The organism is Ralstonia mannitolilytica (genome assembly GCF_905397375.1).
In the GTDB taxonomy this organism is placed as follows: Bacteria; Pseudomonadota; Gammaproteobacteria; order Burkholderiales; family Burkholderiaceae; genus Ralstonia; species Ralstonia mannitolilytica.
This window is the reverse complement of the sequence record NZ_CAJPVG010000001.1, coordinates 788,142-808,741: the sequence shown is the minus strand read 5'-3', so window position 1 is coordinate 808,741 and position 20,600 is coordinate 788,142. Positions and strand designations below refer to the sequence as shown.

At 68.1% G+C, this 20,600-nt stretch carries 21 protein-coding genes and 1 pseudogene; 9 read left to right on the top strand and 13 right to left on the bottom strand.

Annotation, left to right across the window (positions count from 1 at the left end):
- Window positions 1-9: 9 nt before the first annotated feature.
- Both KHN96_RS03540 and KHN96_RS03535 read right to left on the bottom strand, forming a co-directional pair.
- Window positions 10-705 carry a Crp/Fnr family transcriptional regulator gene (locus KHN96_RS03540; RefSeq protein WP_238587553.1) on the bottom strand — a complete coding sequence of 232 codons (696 nt, stop codon included), beginning with the start codon at window positions 703-705 and terminating at the stop codon, window positions 10-12.
- Window positions 698-1,072 (bottom strand): 2OG-Fe(II) oxygenase family protein, encoded by a 375-nt coding sequence (locus KHN96_RS03535; protein WP_062738058.1) that lies wholly within the window; start codon window positions 1,070-1,072, stop codon window positions 698-700. Before KHN96_RS03535 ends, KHN96_RS03540 begins: the two co-directional genes overlap by 8 nt.
- A gap of 164 nt (window positions 1,073-1,236) precedes the next feature.
- On the opposite strand from KHN96_RS03535, the gene KHN96_RS03530 reads away from it, so the two are divergent.
- Window positions 1,237-1,620: a VOC family protein gene (locus KHN96_RS03530; protein ID WP_062738057.1), complete on the top strand. Its 384-nt coding sequence runs from the start codon at window positions 1,237-1,239 to the stop codon at window positions 1,618-1,620.
- 19 nt (window positions 1,621-1,639) lie between these two features.
- On the opposite strand, the gene KHN96_RS03525 is transcribed toward KHN96_RS03530, so the two are convergent.
- The gene (locus tag KHN96_RS03525; protein WP_062738056.1) at window positions 1,640-2,197 is read right to left on the bottom strand and encodes a dihydrofolate reductase family protein; all 558 of its coding nucleotides are present in this window, start codon (window positions 2,195-2,197) and stop codon (window positions 1,640-1,642) included.
- Window positions 2,198-2,350: 153 nt separating this feature from the next.
- Here KHN96_RS03525 and KHN96_RS03520 point away from each other — a divergent pair, with 153 nt between their 5' ends.
- Window positions 2,351-2,968 (top strand): HAD-IA family hydrolase, encoded by a 618-nt coding sequence (locus KHN96_RS03520; protein WP_062738055.1) that lies wholly within the window; start codon window positions 2,351-2,353, stop codon window positions 2,966-2,968.
- A gap of 64 nt (window positions 2,969-3,032) precedes the next feature.
- Here the strand turns inward: KHN96_RS03520 and KHN96_RS03515 are convergent, their stop codons facing one another.
- Both KHN96_RS03515 and KHN96_RS03510 read right to left on the bottom strand, forming a co-directional pair.
- Window positions 3,033-3,359: a hypothetical protein gene (locus KHN96_RS03515; protein ID WP_045218894.1), complete on the bottom strand. Its 327-nt coding sequence runs from the start codon at window positions 3,357-3,359 to the stop codon at window positions 3,033-3,035.
- Between the two features lie 72 nt (window positions 3,360-3,431).
- Complete coding sequence (locus KHN96_RS03510) at window positions 3,432-3,782, bottom strand: hypothetical protein (protein WP_045218896.1); 351 nt, start codon at window positions 3,780-3,782, stop codon at window positions 3,432-3,434.
- Window positions 3,783-3,972: 190 nt separating this feature from the next.
- Here KHN96_RS03510 and KHN96_RS03505 point away from each other — a divergent pair, with 190 nt between their 5' ends.
- The gene (locus KHN96_RS03505; RefSeq protein WP_062738054.1) at window positions 3,973-4,551 is read left to right on the top strand and encodes a chorismate mutase; all 579 of its coding nucleotides are present in this window, start codon (window positions 3,973-3,975) and stop codon (window positions 4,549-4,551) included.
- A 99-nt stretch (window positions 4,552-4,650) separates the two neighbouring features.
- On the opposite strand, the gene KHN96_RS03500 is transcribed toward KHN96_RS03505, so the two are convergent.
- From KHN96_RS03500 to KHN96_RS03490, 3 genes are all read right to left on the bottom strand, one after another.
- A complete protein-coding gene (locus tag KHN96_RS03500; RefSeq protein ID WP_045218900.1) occupies window positions 4,651-6,123 on the bottom strand; it encodes a DegQ family serine endoprotease in 1,473 nt (490 codons plus the stop codon).
- Between the two features lie 144 nt (window positions 6,124-6,267).
- Window positions 6,268-7,584 carry an ATP-binding protein gene (locus KHN96_RS03495; RefSeq protein ID WP_062738053.1) on the bottom strand — a complete coding sequence of 439 codons (1,317 nt, stop codon included), beginning with the start codon at window positions 7,582-7,584 and terminating at the stop codon, window positions 6,268-6,270.
- Between the two features lie 3 nt (window positions 7,585-7,587).
- Complete coding sequence (locus KHN96_RS03490) at window positions 7,588-8,322, bottom strand: response regulator transcription factor (protein WP_045218903.1); 735 nt, start codon at window positions 8,320-8,322, stop codon at window positions 7,588-7,590.
- A 256-nt stretch (window positions 8,323-8,578) separates the two neighbouring features.
- Here KHN96_RS03490 and KHN96_RS03485 point away from each other — a divergent pair, with 256 nt between their 5' ends.
- Window positions 8,579-9,457: a MurR/RpiR family transcriptional regulator gene (locus tag KHN96_RS03485; protein WP_045218905.1), complete on the top strand. Its 879-nt coding sequence runs from the start codon at window positions 8,579-8,581 to the stop codon at window positions 9,455-9,457.
- A 7-nt stretch (window positions 9,458-9,464) separates the two neighbouring features.
- On the opposite strand, the gene KHN96_RS03480 is transcribed toward KHN96_RS03485, so the two are convergent.
- The 3 genes from KHN96_RS03480 to zwf are packed head-to-tail and all read right to left on the bottom strand — an operon-like array spanning window position 9,465 to window position 12,674.
- A complete protein-coding gene (locus KHN96_RS03480) occupies window positions 9,465-10,520 on the bottom strand; it encodes a glucokinase (protein WP_045218907.1) in 1,056 nt (351 codons plus the stop codon).
- Entirely contained in the window at window positions 10,501-11,205 is a 705-nt protein-coding gene (pgl, locus tag KHN96_RS03475; RefSeq protein WP_062738052.1) for a 6-phosphogluconolactonase, read from the bottom strand. Before pgl ends, KHN96_RS03480 begins: the two co-directional genes overlap by 20 nt.
- Window positions 11,205-12,674, bottom strand: coding sequence for a glucose-6-phosphate dehydrogenase (gene zwf / locus KHN96_RS03470; protein WP_045218911.1), 1,470 nt, complete (start codon window positions 12,672-12,674; stop codon window positions 11,205-11,207). Before zwf ends, pgl begins: the two co-directional genes overlap by 1 nt.
- A 423-nt stretch (window positions 12,675-13,097) precedes the next feature.
- Between zwf and edd the strand changes: the two genes are divergently transcribed.
- Entirely contained in the window at window positions 13,098-14,936 is a 1,839-nt protein-coding gene (edd, locus tag KHN96_RS03465; protein ID WP_062738051.1) for a phosphogluconate dehydratase, read from the top strand.
- Window positions 14,937-14,980: 44 nt separating this feature from the next.
- Here the strand turns inward: edd and KHN96_RS03460 are convergent, their stop codons facing one another.
- Together KHN96_RS03460 and KHN96_RS03455 are read right to left on the bottom strand one after the other, a co-directional pair.
- The gene (locus KHN96_RS03460) at window positions 14,981-15,694 is read right to left on the bottom strand and encodes a YceH family protein (RefSeq protein WP_062738050.1); all 714 of its coding nucleotides are present in this window, start codon (window positions 15,692-15,694) and stop codon (window positions 14,981-14,983) included.
- A gap of 125 nt (window positions 15,695-15,819) precedes the next feature.
- Window positions 15,820-16,275, bottom strand: a complete 456-nt coding sequence (locus KHN96_RS03455; RefSeq protein WP_045218917.1) for a universal stress protein — start codon at window positions 16,273-16,275, stop codon at window positions 15,820-15,822.
- 130 nt (window positions 16,276-16,405) lie between these two features.
- Here KHN96_RS03455 and KHN96_RS03450 point away from each other — a divergent pair, with 130 nt between their 5' ends.
- The 4 genes and pseudogenes from KHN96_RS03450 to ctaD form a co-directional block, all read left to right on the top strand.
- A complete protein-coding gene (locus KHN96_RS03450; protein ID WP_062738049.1) occupies window positions 16,406-16,864 on the top strand; it encodes a DUF3293 domain-containing protein in 459 nt (152 codons plus the stop codon).
- Window positions 16,865-16,945: 81 nt separating this feature from the next.
- Complete coding sequence (locus KHN96_RS03445) at window positions 16,946-17,458, top strand: hypothetical protein (RefSeq protein ID WP_062738048.1); 513 nt, start codon at window positions 16,946-16,948, stop codon at window positions 17,456-17,458.
- Between the two features lie 225 nt (window positions 17,459-17,683).
- Window positions 17,684-18,832, top strand: a complete 1,149-nt coding sequence (locus KHN96_RS03440; protein ID WP_062738047.1) for a c-type cytochrome — start codon at window positions 17,684-17,686, stop codon at window positions 18,830-18,832.
- 12 nt (window positions 18,833-18,844) lie between these two features.
- Window positions 18,845-20,581: pseudogene (ctaD, locus tag KHN96_RS03435) on the top strand (cytochrome c oxidase subunit I); the annotation flags it as partial.
- Window positions 20,582-20,600 lie beyond the last annotated feature (19 nt).

The window sequence follows — 20,600 nt, the reverse complement described above, 5'->3', positions numbered from 1 at the left end:
GGCGCGGCGTCAGTCGGCGCGCGTTGCGGTGGCGCTCACCAACAAGGCCATGTCGTCGATTTCGATATGGCCGTAGCGCAAGCGGATCGCGCCCAGCTTGACGAGCGCCTGCAGCTCCTTGCTCAGCGTCTGGCGGCTGATGCCGAGCATCATGGCCAGCGCGTCCTGCGAAGTGGAGATGGTCGTACGCCCTTCTGCCGACTGCGAGACGTCGCCATGGGCGAGCATCGCAATGCGCCTCGCCACGCGCGCCCGCGTGCCCTGCAGCGCCGCACCGGCGAGCGAACCATAGGCGAGCCGCAGGCGCGTGGCCACCAGCCGCGCCATCGCGCCGGCAAAGGCGGCATCGCGCATCAACGCGTCGAAGCGCTCCCCGCTGACGGCCAGCACTTCGGCGTCTTCCAGCGCAATCGCGCAATGGCCGCGCGGTTGCTGATCGAGCGTCGATACGCCGCCAAACCAGTTGCCCGGCTCGACAAGCGCGAGGATGGCCTCATCGCCGTCGGCATTGAAGACCGACAGTTTCAGCACGCCGCCGGCCACACCAAAGAACGCGTGTGAACCCGCGCCGACCGGATCGCCCTGACGGAACAGCAACCCGCCCGCCGCCACCGGCACCGGAACGGACGCCTCCAGCAGCGCATCGGCCGCATGCCGCGGCAGGCTGCTGAACCAGGCGTTGCTGTAGAAGACCGCGCTATCCACGGCGCCGCCCCAGCACCCAGCCCACCGACAGCACATAGCGGCTGCCGCCCTCCACCCGCGTGACACTGTGCTCACATGCATCGGGGCGGAACAGCTTGATGCGCCGCGTCTGGAAGATCGGGCTGGCGCAGACGAATTCCCCGCCCGAACGCGGCGACTTCAGCACGATGTTGAGCCGGTAGTGGCGGCCATCGGCGACCGGGTCGGTATGTGGGGGAATCTCCGCCCCGTCCGGATAGCGGATCAGGTAGCTGTCGAACGGGAGCGGCCACAGCGCGGTGGCCAGCAGCATCTTGTCGTAGCCCGTGCCCTGGCGGCCGCGCTGCCAGCGGAAGGCGGTCGTGAAGAATGCGCGCAAGGAAGACATGGCATCGGCAGGTAGGGGAACGCCGCCATCTTAGCCGCGAACACAACGTGCGGACAGATGCCCTTTTGGCCAATGCACGCGGCCACGCGGGTGCCCCGTGCCCACCCCGCCTTGCATGCCAGGCTGCATGGACTATCGTGTCAGAACAGCGTTGCGGGGGCTACATGCCCATCGAGCTCAACCACACCATCGTCTGGTGCCGCAACAAGGAGCGCTCCACACGCTTCCTGCGCGACATCCTCGACTTGCCCGAGCCGATTCCGTTCGGGCAGATGCTGGTCGTCCCGCTATCGAACGGCGTGTCGCTCGACTTCTTCGACAGCGACTCGCCGATCGCCATGCAGCACTATGCCTTTCTCGTGAGCGACGCCGAGTTCGACCGCGCGTTTGCGTCCATCCAGGCGCAGGGGCTGCCGTACTGGGCCGACCCCGGCAAGCACCGGGCCAATGAAACGTACGCGCACAACGGCGGGCGCGGCCTGTATTTCGACGATCCCGACGGACACCTTCTGGAAATCATGACCCGGCCCTATGACCTTGCCGGCTGAACCAGCCCGGACCCTGGCGTTACGCCCGCACCACCTCGTACCGCATCTCGACGAACGTGTCCTTGTACGGCAGCGCCGAGGTGAGCTTCAGCGGCGGCGTGACGATGCGGCGCGGCAGCAGCGGCAGGCCGCCACCCAACACCACCGGCATCACCTGCACGATCAGCTCGTCAAGCAGCCCCGCATCGAGAAACTGGCCGGCCAGCTCGCCGCCGCCGACGATCCATACGTTGCGGCCGCTGGCGGCGGCCAGCATGTCCCGATGGACTGGCGCCACATCGCCGTGTGCGAAGCGGATGTCAGCGCCTTCCACGCGCGGCAGCGTGCGCGACGTGAAGACCCACGCCGGCGCCGCATACGGCCACGGCTGCGCGTGCTCCGTGCCCGGCTTGACGAGCTCTCGCAGCAGCCATTCATACGTGGAGGCGCCCATCGCCAACGCGCCGACCTCGCGGATGAAGCCGTCGTAGCTCGTGCCCTCGAGCGAGCCGAACTGCATCAGCCAATCGAGCGAGTGGTCCGGCGTGGCGATGAACCCGTCGAGGCTGCTGGCGGCGTAGTACTGGGTCTTGGACATGGCATGCGCTCTCGTTGTTGTTCGGGGGACCGCAATGCTACGGGATCGGCAGCGCGCGAGTTTTAGATCGGCTGAGGCGCAACGGACGCCGTCGCCCCAGCGCATGCCTGGGCCGCTACAATCGGCGCCCCGCCTTTTCCAACGCCGGCACGGATGCCCTACGGACTCATCGCCTTTGACTTTGACGGCACACTGGCCGATTCCTTCGACGCGTTCGTCGATGCACTGAATGCGGCAGCAGCGAAACACGGATTCCACCGGCTCGAAGGTGCACGGCTGGCGCAGGCGCGCGGAGCATCGGCGCGCGACGTCATGCGCCTGCTGGATGTGCCGTTGTGGAAGGCCCCCGCCATCACCCTCGAGATGCGGCAGCAGATGCGTGAGCGCATCGCCCAGACCCGCCTGTTCGACGGCGTCGCGGACACGCTCGCAACACTCGCAGGGCGTGGTGTGCGTCTGGCCATCGCCACATCCAACGCCGAGGACAACGTGCGGGCCGTGCTGGGGCCGGCAACACGGTGGGTCCACCACTACAGCTGCGGCATCTCGGTATTCGGCAAGGCGCGCAAGCTGGCGGCGCTCACGGCCTCGACACGCGTGCGCCCGGAAGACGTGCTGTATGTGGGTGACGAAATGCGCGACGCCGATGCGGCGCGCGCCGCAGGCATCGCGTTCCGGGGAGTGGCCTGGGGATACACGGCGCCAGACGCGTTGCAGCAACACGCGGGGGCGCCGCTGCTCGGCCGGCCGGAGGATTTGCTGGCCTTGTAGCAGCGGCCGCAGCGCTGGCGGCAGTCCGGTGCCATCGCTGCACGCCGGCGCCGCCGCCCCGCTCTCAGCGCTCCGGGCCCAAGTCGTCGACGGCGCGCCCGCCGGCGGAGTGCAGCGCCGCTTCGGCGGCATCCACCTCCGAAGGCTCGGCTTCGATGGTCAGCAGGAAACGCCCGCCGATCACGACGTTCTGAAACTTGCGCTCGTACGTCTCGGCAATCTCGCCGCCGGGCTCGTAGTCGCCGCAGAGGAAGTTGCCGCACAAGGCGCCTGCCTCGTCAGCCTGATGCGACAGCGCCACGCGCTCGCGTGCGAGGCCCGTGCTCAGCACGGCGAGGCGGGCCGCTTCGGCGGCGGCGGAGTCTGTGAAGATGCGGACGATGGTGGGCATGGGGGTTCTCCTGGCTGGTGAACCCGAACATCGACGCATCGGCCGTGCCCGCCAATGTGCCCGGTGAGCGACTCAGAACAGCGCCATCTGGCGCATCCCGAACCCGATCGCTTCTTCCACGCGCATGCGCGCATGCGACAGCGAACCCTCGATGCCAGACAGCGTGCCGGCCAGCCAGCGGTAGACCAGCGGCAGCTGACCGCGCGGGCTGAGGTGGATTTCACCGAGCTTCTTGCCGCGCTTGTCGCGGTAGTAGTGGGAGCGATAGCCGCGTTCCCAATGCGTGATCGGGCCGCGCCATTGGCGCGGGCGACTCGGTTTGGCGGGGGGTGTTTCGGTGGGCGGCGCCGACACCGGTTCCTCCCAGCCGAATGCGGGTTTGGCGAACAGCGGCAAACCTTCCAGATCGGGGTCGAAATCCATCGTCGTACGCTCAAGCTAGCGCCGCCGCTGGCTTTGCAGACACTCACGGCGCGTAGCCCGCATGATACCTGGGTTTGTGGCCAACGGCACGTGCAAACGCAAGCGGGCCGGGCACCGGCGCAACGTTGCAGCGCGCGGGCCGTCCTTGCTTCGGTATCATGGCCGCTTCCTCCCTCAGGCCGGTAGCCGCATGAAGATCGACTGCAACGTTCCCAAAACCGCCCGACTCGCGTGCGCCCTGTTGTTGGCTGCCGCGTGCGCCCTTCCCGCCCATGCCGAAGAAGGCGCGCTTGCGCCGCTGATCCGCCATCTGGCCGATCGACTCGTCACCGCAGATCAGGTCGCCCTGAGCAAATGGGACAGCGGCCAACCCGTCTATGACGCGGCACGCGAAGCGCAGGTCATTGCCAATGTCTCGGGCGAAGCGCCGGCATACGGGCTGGCCCCCGTCGATGTGGGGAGCGTGTTTGCCGACCAGATCGAAGCCAACAAGGAAGTGCAGTACGCCCTGCTCAATGACTGGCGCCGGGCCGGGGCCGCACCCCAAGCGCAGCGGCAGAGCCTGCGCGACGTCATCCGGCCCAGGCTGGACGGCTTGCAGAAATCCATCCTGCAAGCGCTGCGCGACGCGGCCCCGGCACGCGGCCGCGCGGATTGCCCGGTGCAGGTGGCAAAGGAAGTCGAGCGCGTCACGCGGGAGCAGTCGCTCGACACGCTGCATCGCATTGCACTGGACCGCGCGACAGCGCGGCTGTGCGTGGCGCACTGAGCTGCGCTGCGGCGCCATGAAACAGCGGCGCGGCCCCTCGGCGGGGCGCGCCGCAACGTGCATGCTCAGGAGAGAGGCCGGGCCCCCATCGGCCCCGAATCAGCCCAGATCCACCGGCACGAAGATCTTCGTGTCGTCACGCTGCACGAGCAATGCGACATGCTTGCCGGCGCGATCCACCAGCGTGCGCAGCTCCTGCACCGACGACACCGGCGTACCGTTGAGCGACAGGATCACGTCGCCCGGCTGGATCCCGACCTTGGCCGCGGGGCCCGTCGCATCCATCACGACCAGGCCGCCGGCCAGACCGCTCTGCCGCTTCTCTTCCGGCTGCAGCGGCCGCACCGCCAGACCAAGGCGGCCCTGGTTGGGCGCAGCGTTGTCGCTGGAGGCCACCTTCGCGTCCTTGGCGGCGCCCACGGTTACCGACAACGTGACCGGCTTGCCCTGACGCATCACCTGCAGCGGTACCGTCGTCCCCGGCTTGATGTCGGCCACCTGCTCCGGCAGATCGCCCGATCGATCGATGTGCACGCCGTTGATCTGCAGGATGACGTCGCCGGGCTGCAAACCGGCCTTGGCCGCGGGGCCGCCGTCTTCCACGGAGTTGACGAGCGCGCCCTCGGGCCTGGGCAGCCTGAAGGAATCGGCCAGCGACTGGTCGACCTCCTGCACCGCAATGCCCAGGCGCCCGCGCGTGACCTTGCCCGTAGCGACGAGTTGCTGCTCCACCTTCATCGCCACGTCGATCGGCACGGCGAATGACAGGCCCTGGTAGCCGCCGGTCTGGCTGTAGATCTGCGAATTGATGCCGATGACCTCGCCACGCTGGTTGAACAGCGGGCCGCCCGAGTTGCCGGGGTTCACGGCCACATCGGTCTGGATGAACGGCACATAGGTGTCGTCGGGCAGCGAGCGCGACTTGGCGCTCACGATGCCAGCGGTGACGGTGTTCTCAAAGCCGTACGGCGAGCCGATCGCCACCACCGGCTCACCGACCTTGGTGTTGGCCGGGTTGCCGATCTGCACCACCGGCAGGTTCTTGGCCGAGATGCGCAGCACGGCCACGTCGGACTGCTTGTCCACGCCCAGCACCTTGGCCTTGAATTCGCGGCGGTCCGTCAGCTTGACGTTCACTTCTTGCGCGCCATCCACCACGTGGGCGTTGGTGAGGATCAGCCCATCGGCCGAGACGATGAAGCCCGAGCCCAGGCCGCGCACGATCTGGTCACCGCGCTGCTGCGGCATCTGCGGCATGAAACGCTTGAAGAATTCGGCGAACGGATCATCGGGGCTCATGCCGGGCGGCAGCCCCTGCATGCTGGTGCGCTGCGCATGCGCGGTGGTGCTGATGTTGACCACCGCGGGGCCATAGCGCTCGACGATGCCGGAAAAGTCCATCGGCGCCGGCACGGCCACCGGGGCCGTTGCAGCGGCGGGGGCTGTCACCGCGGCCACGGGAGCGGCCACGGCGCGCGTGATCATGTCTTTCTGCAGATACGCATAACCGCCTGCAACGGCGACCACGGCGGCCAGGCCGGCCGCGCTGCGTGCCAGGGTTTGACGTGTCATTGTCGTGTCCTCTCTTGCTGGTGCGAGGGCAACGGCGGGCGGACTCGCCTGCGGTGCCCATCGGTTGCAGGCATCGTAGGCGGCCAGACTTAAACGAGACTTAAACGCGGGGGCGGCACCTGGCGTCACATGCCGCCCGCCTGGCTATGCACGCGCCTGAAACGGAAAGCGCAGCACGACACGCAGGCCGCCTCCCTCGCGCTCCTCCAGAGCCAGCGTGGCGTCGTGCGCCTGGGCGATCTCGCGCACGATCGCGAGCCCCAGGCCGCTGCCGCCCGTGGGCGCCTGCGTGGGGCGGTAGAAGCGGTCCAGCACGCGCTCGCGCTCTTCGGCGGGAATGCCGGGGCCGTTGTCTTCCACCACGAGCTGCGCGCCGCCGTCGGGTGCATGGCCGGTGATCACGTCGACGCGCGCGCCGCGTGGGCAATAGCACAGCGCGTTGTCGACGAGATTCACGAGCAGCACGCGCAGCGCATCGGCATTGCCGATCACCGACGCGGGCTGCGACTCCACGGCGATGCCCAGGTCGATGCCCTTCTGCACCGCCGTTGCCGAGAGCTCGCCCACCACGTCGGCCGCCACCGCATCGATCGCAACCGGCGCACGCTGCGTATCGGCGGCGCCAGGCTCCTGCCGCGCCAGCGTCAGCAGCTGGCCGACGAGGCGGATCATGCGCTCCACACCGCGATGCAGATCGGCGTGCGCCGCGCGGCGTTCGTCCTCGTCCTGCGCGCGGTCGGCCACCTGCAGCTGCAGCTTGAGCGCGGCCAGCGGCGTGCGCAGCGCATGCGCCGCATCGGCGACGAACGCGCGCTGATGCGCGAGCGCTGTCCCGAGCCGCACCAGCAGGTCATTCAGCGCGTTGGTGAGCGGGCGAATCTCGGCAGGCAGCCCATGCGTGGGCAGCGGCGACAGCGCTGCCGCATCGCGCGTCTGCACTTGCTGGGCGACTGTCCCCAGCGGCGCGAGCCCCCGCCCCACCGCCAGCCATACGATCCAGGCGAGCAGCGGCAAGAGGATCAGCAGCGGGGCGACTGTCCGCAGCGCCATGCGCGCCGCCACCTCGTGCCGCGCGCTGTAGGGCTGCGCGATCTGCACCACGGCAGGCCCGAACGCGACGCTATACACGCGCCAGGCACCCTCTGGCGTGTTCACATCGGAAAAACCGAGCTCCGCGCGCTCCGGCAGATCCGGCCTCGCATGCGACAGATACAGGCTGCGGCCCGAGCCGTCCCAGATGCGGATGACGACGTCGTCATCGCGCGCGATGCCCGCCAGCGCGGGCGGGGGCGGGTCGATCCACTGGCTGGGCAACGCGGCGGCCACCTGCTGCATCTGGTAGTCGAACAGCGCGTTGGCCTCCTGGCGCGCCTGCGCATAGATGAGCCCAGTGGCAATGACGATGCCGGCGAGCAGCCCGCCGGCCAGCCACCACAGCAGCGTTTTTCGGATCGATTGCATGGGCTATTGGGCGTCTGCGCCGGTGGCAGGTTCCGCGGGCGGCGTGGGCGTCTCGCGCGGGATCACATACCCCACGCCGCGGATGTTCTGGATGAAGTGGCTGCCAAGCTTCTTGCGCAGCGCGTGGATGTAGACCTCGACCGTGTTGCTGCCGACTTCTTCGTCCCAGCCGTACAGGTTGTCCTGCAGCTGCGCGATCGACCACACCTTGCCGGGCCGCGCAAGCAGCGCATGCAGCACGGCAAACTCACGCCCCGACAGCTTGACCGGAATCCCGGCGCGCAGCACCTCGCGCGTCACGGGGTTGAGCAGCACTTCGCCATGGCGCAGGAGCGGATCGGCACGGCCGCCCTGGCGGCGCAGCAGCGCATGCATGCGCGCGGCAAGCTCCTGGAGGTCGAACGGCTTGACGAGGTAATCATCGGCGCCGGCGTTCAGGCCCGCCACGCGGTCTGCCACGGCATCGCGCGCGGTCAGGATCAGGATGGGGATGGCAATGCCGCGCTGACGGACCTCGCGCACCACCTCCAGTCCGTCGCGCTTGGGCAGGCCGAGGTCGAGCAGCATGAGGTCGAACATGGAACCGCCTGGCTCCGCGGCGTGGGCACCGGGCGCCGTCACGGCCTGCACGGCGGCCTCGCCGTCGCGCACCCAATCGATCGCAAAGCCGTCGTGGCGCAAACCCTTGCGCACGCTTTCGCCGATCATGTCGTCGTCTTCTACGAGAAGCACCCGCATGGCAGAAGAAATAAGGGGCCGGGAAAGGCTCATTGTAGAACTGTCCCGCAGGTGGGCTGTGCGGCGCTGCCGGCATGGCGTGCCGACATGCTGGCCGGACACGGCTGTCACACATGCCCGCATGGGCCGAACGTCCCGGCCGGCGGCCTCGCGCGCGATCGCCGCGGCGCAGCCGGAGCGCGCTGGATGACGCGGTTGCACCGCAGACGGCTTGCCTTTATCGTGACGCGATCCCTGTCACGAACATCGTGCGCACATGAGCGCCCAGCAAGCCACGCCCTCCGACGCCACCGAACCCGTCACCGACCTGCGCGCACGCATCCGCGCGGCACGCCCGTCGCTGTCTCCGGCCGAGCGCCAGGTGGCCGACTGGGTGCTGCGCCAAGCGGGCACGGTGCTCAGCCTGCCGGTGGCCGCCATTGCGCGCGAGGCCGGCGTCAGCCAGCCCACGGTGATCCGCTTCTGCCGCTCGATGGGCTGCCACGGGCTGTCCGACTTCAAGCTGCGGCTGGCACAAGGCAACGTCGGCCCCGAGGCCGCACGCCACACAGGCACGGCCCAGGCGCCCGCCCGTGCCGCACGCGCCGCACATGCAGCCGCGCCGTCCGGCACGCGCGTATTGCAGAACACCATCGACGCGCTCACCGCGTTGCAGGATCGTTTCGATGCGCGCGCGCTCGACGCCGCCGTCGCGCTGGTCGCCGGTGCGCAGCGCATCGACCTGTATGGCTTCGGCAGCTCCGGCGTCGTCGCTGCCGACGCGCAGACCAAGTTCTTCCGCTACGGCATCGCGGCCAACGCATATAGCGATCCGTATCTGGTGTCGATGTCGTTGAACGTACTGCAGGCCGGCGACGTGGTGATCGCCATTTCCAAGTCCGGCACGCTGCCCGAGCTCCAGACGGCAGTGGAACGCGTGCGCGAGCTCGGTGTGCAGGTGATTGCCGTCACGGCGCCGGGCAGCCCGCTGGCCGCCCTGGCCGACGTGGTGCTGCCCGCAGACGTGGACGATGCCGTGACCGACCGCTCCATGGTGGCGCGGCTGCTGCACCTTGCGCTGCTCGATGCGCTGGTGGTCGAGGTGGCGCTGCGCAAGGGCAACGCCGTCCCGCCCCGGCATCCGCTGCCGGAATAGCGCGGCGTCAGTGGCCCTGCGCCACGGCGTGGTCCATCGCCGCGCACAGGCCGATGAGGCCGGGATACGGCGAGTGGATGACATACACCGGCATCGCCGCCACGTACGCTGAAAAGCGCCCCTTGTCTTCAAAGCGCCGCCGGAAGGGCGAATTGGCAAAGGCCGGCCCGAGGCGCGGCACGATGCCGCCGCCGATATACACGCCGCCCCGCGCGCCCAGTGTGACAGCCAGGTTGGCCGCGATGGTGCCAAGGAACGCGCAGAACGTGTCGACGGCATAGCGGCAGCGCGCGTGGTCGCCGGCGGCATCTTCCATCTCGCCCAGGGCGATGGCGGTGATGTCGGCGGCGCGGCGCACGGCGGGGCCCTGCTGCCACAGGTCGAAGCACACGCCCAGCGCTTCGTAGATCAGCTCCAGGCCCATCCCCGAAATCAACCGTTCCGCCGAGACATGCCCGAAGCGCTCGCGCGCGAAGCGCCAGATGGCGACCTCCTCGTCGTTCATGGGCGGAAACGCGACATGCCCGCCTTCGCCTGCCACGGCGATGTAGCGGCCGTCCGCCGTCGGCAGCAGCGATGCCACGCCCAGGCCCGTGCCCGCGCCGAGCAGCGCGCGCGGTGCATCGGCCACGCTTGCGCCGCCGCCCACCTGCTCCAGCTCTTCGGCGGGCAGGAACGGCAGCGCATGGGCCAGCGCCGCAAAGTCGTTCAGCACGACGAAGGTGTCGAAGCCCAGCGACTGCCGCATGGCTTCGATGGAGAAGGCCCAGTCGCGGTTGGTCATGCGGATCTGGTCGCCGAGCACCGGGTTGGCGATGCCGATGGCCGCGTGGCGCACACCCGCTGCGGCAATCTCGGGCGGCAGCGATGCCAGGTACGCCCGCATGGCCGCCTCGAGCGAGGGGTAATCGTCGCCGGCGAGGACGCCGATGTGCGCAAGGCGCATGGGCGCCATCTCGAGTGCAAAACGCACGTTGGTGCCGCCCACGTCGGCCACCAGGCGCGGATAGGCCGTCACATCGGCCACGGTGCCCGCGCTCACTTCATGCAGTCCAATAGACATCGAGCGGTACCTCCCGCTGATGAATGACATAACTCACGGGTAGCGCGGGCTGTGCCACGTCCTGCGCCGCCGTGTCGAACACCGCGCGCTTGATCGGCCCCGCGATCGACAGGAACAGCCGCCGCGCCGCGCACAGCGCCGAGAGGTTGAGGCTGATGCGCCGGTGCGGTGCGGTGCCCGGCCGCACGGGCAGGTAGCCGGGCGGCTTCGTGCGGTCCACGCCGTCCGGCAACTCGGGCGCATCGGGAAACAGCGAGGCCGTGTGCCCGTCGTCGCCCATGCCGAGGATCACGACGTCGGGCTGCTGGAACGGCGCGTTGGCCGTAGCGACGCAGGCATCGACGTCCACGGAGCCGCCATGCACCTGCAGCGGCAGCACAAGCGGAAAGAATCGCGCCGCGGCGGCTGCGTCCTGCAGCAGGTGTTCGCGGACCAGGCGCGCGTTGCTGTCGGCATGGTCAGGCGGCACCGCGCGTTCGTCGACGAGCGTGATCGACACATCGGCCCAGCGCAGGGGCAGCACGCGCAACGCCGCAAACAGGGCAATCGGCGAGCGCCCGCCCGACACCGCCAGGCACGCGGTGCCCTGGTCTTCGATCACATGCGCGAGCGTACTGGCGATGGATGTGGCGAGCGCCTGAACCTGCGCCGCCGCGTCGGTGGCTGCGTGCCAGCGGGGTGCCATTACATCTCCTCGTGCCAGGCGGCGTTGTCGCGCGAGAGCAAGGCGCTCGATGCCGCGGGGCCCCAGCTGCCTGCCGTATACCCCTTGGGCGGCGTACGTGCCTCGTTCCACGCTTCGATGATGGGCTCGACCCAGCGCCACGCTTCGGCCTGCTCATCGCGGCGTACGAACAGGCCAAGCTTGCCGTTGACCGCATCCATCAGCAGGCGCTCATACGCGCCGGCATGGCGCACGCCGCCGTGGTCGGTGAAATCCAGATCGAGCGTGGACGGCTGCAGGCCCAGCGCCGCGCCCGGCGTCTTGGTCAGGAACTGCAGGCGGATGCTCTCTTCCGGCTGCAGTCGGATGACGAGCCTGTTCTCCGGAAACTGGATCAGCGGCTTCGGGAACAGCGCGTGTGGCACGTCATGGAAGCGCACCACGATCTCCGCCAGCCGCTGCGGCATGCGCTTGCCGGTGCGCAGGTAGAACGGCACGCCGGCCCAGCGCCAGTTGGCAATCTCGGCCTTGATGGCGACGAAGGTCTCGGTGCGGCTGTCCGGCGGAATGCCCTGCTCCTGCAGATAGCCCTGCACCGGCTGGCCCGCGATGGCGCCCTCCTGGTACTGCCCGCGCACGGTCTTGTCGGGCACCTCCTGCAGCGGGATCGGCTTGAGCGCCTTGAGGATCTTCAGCTTCTCGTCGCGGATGGCGTCCTGCGACAGGCTCGACGGCGGCTCCATGGCCACGATGCACAGCAGCTGCAGCAGGTGGTTCTGCACCATGTCCCGCAGCGCGCCGACGCCGTCGTAGAAATCGCCGCGCTTTTCCACGCCGAGCTGCTCTGCGATGGTGATCTGCACGTCCTTGATCCACTCGCGGCGCCACAGCGGCTCGAACAGCGCGTTGCCGAAGCGGATCGCCATCAGGTTCTGCACCGACTCCTTCCCGAGGTAGTGGTCGATGCGGTAGATCTGGTCTTCGGCAAAGTACTCCGCCACGGCGGAGTTGATGCGCTCGTTGGAGGCGAGGTCCGTGCCCAGCGGCTTTTCCAGCACGAGGCGCACGTTCGGCGTGTTCAGCCCGACACGGGCCAGTTGCTTGCAGATGTCGACAAAGATGCCCGGTGCGGTGGCGAGGTAGCACACCGTCACGGGGGCGCGGTCTTCGCCGAGGGCGGCGGCCAGCGCATCGAACTGCTCGGGTTTGCGGGCATCGACCTGCTGGTAGACGATGCGCTCGGCAAACGAGGCCCACGCGTCATCGGAGACCGGCGCCCCGGAGTACAGACGCATGGTCGGGCGCGTCTCGCGCTCCAGCAGCGCGAGATAACCGGCGGTTTCCAGCGGCTGCGTGCCGATGGCGAAGATGCGCCCGCGCGGGTGCAGTTCGCCGCCCTGGTGCGCATCGAACAAGGCCGGGATCAGCTTGCGGCGGGCCAGATCGCCCGTACCGCCAAACAACACCATGTCGAATGCGGGCACCGACATCGTCATCTCCTGTGTGTGAGCCATCGATTAGGCTAGCCTAGCTGACTGGAGCCTGTCATCCAATGAAACGGGCATGCGCCAGGGGGCATTGAGCTCGCATGGCGTCGTTGCGGCCCAGAGGCCCGGCTCAGGGCAACGCGCGCCCGCTCGATTGGACGACAGGTCCGGCCAGCACCTGTTTTGGCCTCATTTTGTAGTATTACTACATCGCGAGCAAGGTGCTGCAACGCTGCCCGAGCAGGGGTTTCCTGCCCGACTTGCGACGCGGATCGTGGCTCCTGGCGCGCCTTCTGGCACGCAATTCGCGTGCACGCCGTTGCGAGACGACGCATCCTTGTGGAAAACCCTGTCCCACAACGGGCGTGTTTGTAGGAAAATTACAGCACACCTCCCACCCCGGACCCCACTTCCTGGAGAACCCGCATGGCCCAGCACCGCCTGCATGACGTCGTGGCCGACGTCACCCAGCGCATCATCGACCGCAGCCGCGGCCCGCGCCAAGCCTATCTGGACGTCACCCGCATGAACGCCGGCCGCAAGGTCGAGCGCACGCTGCTCTCGTGCACGAACCTCGCCCACGGCTTCGCGGCCATGGAGGGCGAGACCAAGATCCGGCTCAAGGCACTGGAGCGGCCGAACATCGGCATCGTGTCGGCGTACAACGACATGCTCTCGGCCCACCAGCCGCTGGAGGCATTTCCGGCGTGGATCAAGCAGGCTGCGCTCGAAGCCGGCGGCACCGCGCAGTTTGCCGGCGGCGTGCCGGCCATGTGCGATGGCGTGACGCAGGGGCAGGACGGCATGGAGCTGTCGCTCTTCTCGCGCGACACCATTGCGCTGTCGACGGCCGTGGCGCTGTCGCACCAGATGTTCGACGCGGCGCTGTACCTCGGCGTGTGCGACAAGATCGTGCCGGGGCTGGTGATCGGGGCGCTGTCGTTCGGCCACCTGCCGGCCGTGTTCGTGCCGGCCGGCCCCATGACCACCGGCATCAGCAACGACGAGAAGGCCCGCACGCGCCAGCTCTACGCCGAAGGCAAGCTCTCGCGCGCCGACCTGCTCGAAGCCGAATCGAAGTCGTACCACGGCCCCGGCACCTGCACGTTCTACGGCACGGCCAACTCCAACCAGATGCTGATGGAGATCATGGGCCTGCACCTGCCGGGCACCGCTTTCATCAACCCGGGCACGCCGCTGCGCGAGGCGCTCACGCGCGAGGCCGCGCGCCAGGTGCTCAAGCTCGTCTACAGCGGCAACCAGTACACGCCCATCGCCGATGTGCTCGACGAGCGCGCGTTCGTCAACGGCATCGTCGGCCTGCTGGCCACGGGCGGCTCGACCAACCACACGCTGCACCTGATCGCGATGGCGCGTGCGGCGGGCATCCTGCTCACGTGGGACGACTTCAACGACCTGTCGGGCGTGATTCCGCTGCTGGCGCGTGTGTACCCGAACGGCAAGGCCGACGTGAACGAGTTCCAGGCCGCCGGCGGCCTGTCGATCGTGATCCGCGAACTGCTCGACGCCGGCCTGCTGCACGAGGACGTGACGACGATCATGGGCAAGGGCCTGCGCCGCCATACCCAGGAGCCTTTCCTGGAAGGCGACAAGCTGGTGTGGCGCGACGGCATAGCTGCGTCGCTCGACACGAACATCGTGCGCGGCGTGGCCGAGCCGTTCTCGCCGGACGGCGGCCTGCGCGTGCTCGAGGGCAACCTCGGACGCTCGGTCATCAAGGTGTCGGCGGTCAAGCCGGAGCATCGCTTCGTGGAAGCCCCGGCGCGCGTCTTCCATGCGCAGGACGACCTGATCGACGCTTTCAAGGCCGGCGAGCTGGAGCGCGACTTCGTCGCCGTGCTGCCGTACCAGGGCCCCGCCGCCAACGGCATGCCCGAGCTCCACAAGCTCACGCCGACGCTGTCGGTGCTGCAGGAGCGCGGCTTCAAGGTGGCGCTCGTGACGGACGGCCGCATGTCGGGGGCATCGGGCAAGGTGCCGGCGGCGATCCACGTCACGCCGGAAGCGCTCAACGGCGGGCCGCTGGCGCGCGTGCGCGATGGCGACATCGTCGTGCTGGATGCTGAGGCGGGCACGCTGTCCGTGCGCGTACCGGAGGCGGAGTGGAACGCCCGCAAGGTCAGCACGCCGGATCTTTCGCACTATCACGCGGGCGTCGGGCGCGACCTGTTCTCGGGCTTCCGCCGCAATGTGTCTGCCGCCGAGGAAGGCGCCTGCACGCTGTTCGTGTCGCCGGGCGCGTAGGCGGATGACGATGCGGCCGTCTTCGCTGCTGAGGCCGGCCGCGTTTACAGCACGGACTTGTCGACCGGGATGCCGAGCTCGCCGGCCATCTGCTCGACCAGCGCCTGAAGCCTTGCCACCTTGTCGGCCAACTGCTTGTGCTCGGCCTTCAGGGCTTCGAATTCGGAAGGCGGAATGGCTTCGTCGGGCGCATCCGCATCACGCGGCCGCACGTCGCTCTGGGCCACTTCACCGCAGAGCCGGTGCGTCCAGCGGCTTTCTCGCTCGCCGGCCGCGCGCGGCAGCCTCACGACGTAAGGCGGGTCGTTCTCGGCCAGTTCTTCCAGAAACGCTTCAACGGACGAGATGTCTGCAAACGCGTGCAACCGCGCGGCGTTCAGGCGCAGCTCGGCGGCCGTTTGCGGACCGCGCAACAGCAGCGCGGTCAGAAGCGCCACGGACTGGCTCGGCACGCCGAGCACGCGGCCCATGTTGTGCTCGAAGCGCGGCACGCGGCTGCTGCTGCCTTCCATCACGAGGCTCAGCGATTTCAATCCGTCGATGGCGGTGAGGATTTCCGCTTCAGTAACGTTCATCACCGGCGCGCGTGCGGTCTTCTGGTTGCAGCCGGCAACCAGCGCGTTGAGTGTGAGCGGATAAGTGTCGGGCACCGTGTGCTGCTTCTCGACCAGGACGCCGAGCACGCGGCCCTCGAGAGCGGTGAGCGCCCGGATGGCGCGGATGGGGGGACGTGACTGGGCGTCCGGATTGGCGTTCATGGCGGTGGCGACGGAGACTGTTGTGGCAAACAAGCCGCGAGCCTGCCAGCCCGCGACCCGAGATGCCCACATGATATCCGTCACGCGCAGGGGCAAACCCGGCCTGCGCGCGCAATCACCGCTGCTCAGCCCTTGGCCGGACCGCGCACCAGCAGCACCGGCGTGGTCGCCAGGCGGACGAACTTTTCGGCCACGCTGCCCAGCATGGCGTGCGCCAGGCCGCGGCGGCCGTGCGTGCCCATCACGACCACATCGGCGCCGCTCTGCAGGGCTTCGCGCTGCAGGGCACCGGCCACATCCTCGCCCACGCCTTCGGTTTCCACCAGCGTGGTTTCGTTTGCGAGGCCCGCCGCGGCCAGCGCGTCCGCGGTCTCCTTCAACAGCAGCGTGCCGGCTTCGATGAACGACTTGCGCAGCTCCGTCGGGTCGTAATAGCCGACGTCGAACAGCATCGCCGGGCTGTCGACGATGTAGACGGCGCGCACGATGCTCTGGAACGCCTTGGCCAGGCGGATGGCTTCGGCCAGGGCCAGCTTGCTCGTGTCGCTGCCATCAACGGCGACCAGGATCTTCTTGTACATGGTTCAAGCCTCGCAGGAGAGTGGTTGTCGGAACGGCGCTGGAGCAGCGTCCGCCCCCAGGCTATTCTGTGACATCGGCAGCCCTTTTTCGTTGCGCCAGATCAGATGGCCGTGTTCGCGCGGCACAACAATGCATCGGTCTCCACCCACACCCACGCCTGAACTCATTGCCGCCTACCAGCGTGCGCGCTATCGCGTGCGCGGGCCGCAAGGCGACGTGCTGCTGCGCCTGGATGCCGTCAACCCGTGCGTTGCGGGGCTGCTCGCGCAGGCCGACGCGCCGTGGGCGGTGTTCGTGACGGCGCACCAGCCGTTCTCGCGCCCGGTGTCCGCCGAGGAAAACACCGCCCGCCAGGCCGAACTGCTCGCCTGGGTGATCACACGCGGCATGGCCTGGCTGCCCGGCGAGGGCGGCCCGCCGGACGACATGCCCGCGCACGCATGGGCGCCGGAGCCGAGCCTGCTGCTGTTCATCGACGACCCCGCCGTCGCCGACACGCTGATGCTGACGTTCGAGCAGAACGCCGTGGTGCTGTGCGATGCGCAGGGTTTTTGTACCTTGCGTTGGCACCCGTATCTGCCATTCTGAATTCCATACGATTTGCACTTGCACGCAAAGTGGCGCGTGCGATCCATAAGTGCTGACGTTGATACACCGCAGGAGGTTCGTATGGAACTGCACATGCAATCGCATCATTGGGAGCGCCGCATGCCCGACTGGCTCGCCGCGAGCGTGGCAGGGATCGTGGGCGGCGCACTCGTCATCGTGCTGGAGTTCTTCTGGTCGACCATGGTGCTCAATGAAAGCCCGTGGCGCCCGACACACAAGATCGCGGCCATGGTGATGGGCCGCGGGGCGCTGGAAGACATGGCGCTGTTCAGCTTCAGCATCGTCGGCGTGGCGCTCGTGCTGCACTTCGTGCTCGGCGCCCTCATGGGGATGATGCTGGCGGCCATCATCGCGCCGTTCCACTTCGATTCGAGCCCGGGCATGCTCGCGGTCATCGGGGTGGCGTTCGGGATCGTCGCGTACGTGGTCAATTTCTACGGCATGACGGCGGTCTTCCCGTGGTTCGTGTCGGAGCGCGGGTCGGGACCGCTGCTGGCGAACCTGCTCTTTGGCGTGGTCGCCGCCATCGCGTACGGCATGCTGGAACGGCGCGGGCAGGAAACGATGCGCTGACGCACCGCATTTTTCCTGCGGCGCCGCAAGTCGAGCGGCGCCACCAAGAGACGGCCGCCTGCGGCAACGTGTGCCGAAGGCGGCCGTTTTGCATTGCAGCGCAACAGGCTGCGCGCGCATCGAGGCGATCCGCATGCCCGGTGCGCCTCGTCCTTACGTTGCCTTGCACGAACCCGGTGCGCGAACTAGCCTAGGGTCGAAGGAGTCCCTGCGCGGGAGGTGCCCATGGCCCTTGCGATTGCGCTCGTTCTGATCGTCGTGCTGGCGGTGGGGTTTCACGTTGCCAGCCCCTGGTGGATCACGCCAATCGCGTCCAACTGGGGCCGCATGGACGACACGCTGACGATCACCATCGTCATCACCGGCGTGCTGTTTGTCGCCATCAACCTTTTCGTGGTGGCCGCGCTGCTGCGCTACCGGCACAAGGACGGCCACCGCGCCAGTTACGAACCGCACAACAGGCGCCTGGAATGGTGGCTGATCGGCGTCACCACCGTGGGCGTGGCCGCACTGCTCGCGCCGGGCCTCTTCGTCTATGCCGATTACGTCCGCCCGCCGCCCAACGCGCTGCAGATGGAGGTGCTCGGCCAGCAGTGGCAATGGCGCTTCCGCTTTGCCGGCCCCGGCGGCAAGCTCGGCACGACCGACGTGCGCTACATGACGAACGACAACCCGTTCGGCATGAACCCGGCTGACCCGAACGGCCGCGACAACTACCTGATCGACACGCCGGAGCTGCACCTGCCGATCAACCGCCCGATCCAGGTACTGGCACGCTCGCGCGATGTGCTGCACGACTTCTATGTGCCGCCATTTCGTGCGCGCATGAACATGGTGCCCGGCATGGTCACCACCTTCTGGTTCACGCCGACCAAGGCGGGGCGATACGACATCCTGTGCGCGCAGCTCTGCGGCATCGGCCACGCCAACATGCGCGGCGTGGTCGTGGTGGAAGACGAGGCCGCGTTCGCCCGCTGGCTGGCACAGCAGACCACCTTCGAGCAACGCCAGAAAGCCAAGGCCCAGGCCGCTTCGGCATCGGCCGGCGGCCCGTCGCAGGCGTTGGCCGAGCAGGGCAGGACGCTGGCGCAGGCCAAGGGCTGCGTCGCATGCCACAGCGTGGACGGCAGCCCCGGCGTCGGCCCCACGTGGAAGGGCCTGTACGGCAAGACCGAAACCATGGCCGACGGCAGCACCGCGCATGTCGACGAGGCCTACCTGCGGGCATTCATTCGCGACCCGAAGGCACGCGTGGTGAAAGGCTTCGCGCCGATCATGCCGAGCTTCGACCTCAGCGAGCAGGAGCTCTCCGCACTGGTGGCGTACATCCAGGCGCAAGGCGGCGCGCCCGCAGCCACCACGGCGAAACCGTAGCGAGGAGACGCCATGTCCTACGGCAACAATGACCACGGCGATCCCAGCCATGCACCGCAAAGCTTCTGGACGCGCTACGTCTGGAGCCAGGACCACAAGGTCATCGCGGTGCAGTATTCGCTCACGGCCATCGCCATCGGGCTCGTGGGCCTCGTGCTGTCGAACCTGATGCGGCTGCAGCTCGGCTTTCCGGGCAAGTTCGCCTTCATCGACGCCAATCACTACTACCAGTTCGTCACCATGCACGGGATGATCATGGTGATCTACCTGCTCACGGCGCTGTTCCTCGGCGGCTTCGGCAACTACCTGATCCCCCTGATGCTCGGTGCGCGGGACATGGTGTTCCCGTTCCTCAACATGCTCAGCTACTGGGTCTACCTGCTGGCCGTGCTGGTGCTGGTGGCGAGCTTCTTCGTACCGGGCGGGCCGACAGGCGCGGGCTGGACGCTGTATCCGCCGCAGGCCATCCTGCCCGGCACACCGGGCACCGACTGGGGCATCGTGCTGATGCTGGTGTCGCTGGCGATCTTCATCGTCGCGGCCACCATGGGCGGCCTCAACTACGTGACCACCACGCTGCAGGCGCGCACGCGCGGCATGACGCTCATGCGCATGCCGCTCACCGTGTGGGGCATCTTCACGGCCACGGTGCTGGCGTTGCTGGCCTTTCCCGCGCTGTTCGTGTCGGCGCTCATGATGCTGCTCGACAAGACGCTCGGCACGAGCTTCTTCATGCCGGCCGTGGTTTCGATGGGGCAGCAGCTCAAGCACGCCGGCGGCAGCCCGCTGCTGTTCCAGCACCTGTTCTGGTTCTTCGGCCACCCGGAGGTGTACATCGTCGCGCTGCCTGCCTTTGGCATCGTGTCCGACCTCATCAGCACGCACGCGCGCAAGAACATCTTCGGCTACCGGATGATGGTGTGGGCCATCCTCATCATCGGCGCGCTGAGCTTCGTGGTGTGGGCCCACCACATGTTCGTCGCCGGCATGAACCCGTACTTCGGGTTCTTCTTTGCCACCACCACGCTCATCATCGCCATCCCGACGGCGCTGAAGGTCTACAACTGGGTGCTCACGCTGTGGCGCGGCGACATCCACCTGAGCGTGCCGATGCTGTTCGCCATCGGGTTCATCAGCACCTTCGTCATCGGCGGGCTGACGGGGCTCTTTCTCGGCAACGTGAGCGTGGACATCCCGCTGTCCAACACGTACTTCGTGGTTGCGCACTTCCACATGGTGATGGGGGTGTCGCCGATCCTCGTGGTGTTCGGCGGCATCTATCACTGGTACCCCAAGGTGACGGGCCGCATGCTGAACGACACGCTGGGCCGCGCGCATTTCTGGATCACCTTCATCGGCACATACCTGATCTACTTTCCGATGCACTACCTGGGCGTGCTCGGCATGCCGCGCCGGTATTACGCGTACGAGGGCTACAGCTTCATCCCGCCGTCCGCGCAGACGCTCAATGCGTTCATCACCGTCGTCGCCATCGTCGTGGGGGTGGCGCAGCTGCTGTTTCTCTTCAACCTCGCATGGAGCCTCGTGCGCGGCAGACAGGCCGGCAGCAACCCGTGGCACGCCACCACGCTCGAATGGCAGACGCCGCAGACGCCGCCCGGTCACGGCAACTGGGGGCCGGTGCTGCCGGTGGTCCACCGCTGGGCCTACGAGTACAGCCCGCCCGGCCGCAGCGATGATTTCGTGCCGCAGAACGAGCCGCCTTCCCGTACGCCCGATGCGCCGCCCACGGCAATGAGGTGCGCGC